The following is a 504-nucleotide window of genomic DNA, read 5'->3' on the forward strand; positions in this document are numbered from 1 at the left end:
CTACAACGACTACAACACCGACAACTGGACCTGGGCCAAGACCCAGGGCGTCTACAACATGGTCAAGGACTTCAAGGCCCGCGGCGTCCCGATCGACTGCGTCGGCTTCCAGTCCCACTTCAACAGCGGCAGCCCCTACCCCAGCAACTACCGCACCACGCTGCAGAACTTCGCCGCCCTCGGCGTGGACGTGGCCATCACCGAGCTGGACATCGAGGGCGCCTCGGCCACCACCTACGCCAACGTGGTCAACGACTGCCTGGCCGTGCCGCGCTGCGTCGGCATCACCACCTGGGGCGTACGCGACAGCGACTCCTGGCGCTCCAGCCAGACCCCGCTGCTGTTCGACGGCAACGGCAACAAGAAGCCCGCCTACACCTCGGTCCTCAACGCCCTCAACGCCGCCGGCCCGAACACCTCGCCCAGCCCCACCCCGCCGGTCAGCCCCAGCCCCACCCCGCCGGTCAGCCCGAGCCCGACGCCGCCGGTCAGCCCCTCGCCCGG

At 69.4% G+C, this 504-nt stretch carries 1 protein-coding gene; it reads left to right on the forward strand.

Annotated elements, in window-relative coordinates; genetic code table 11:
* A partial coding sequence (locus IL992_RS45615) for an endo-1,4-beta-xylanase (protein WP_193209513.1) occupies positions 1-504 on the forward strand: 504 nt, incomplete at both ends.

The organism is Microbispora sitophila (assembly GCF_014892245.1).
In the GTDB taxonomy this organism is placed as follows: domain Bacteria; phylum Actinomycetota; class Actinomycetes; order Streptosporangiales; family Streptosporangiaceae; genus Microbispora; species Microbispora siamensis.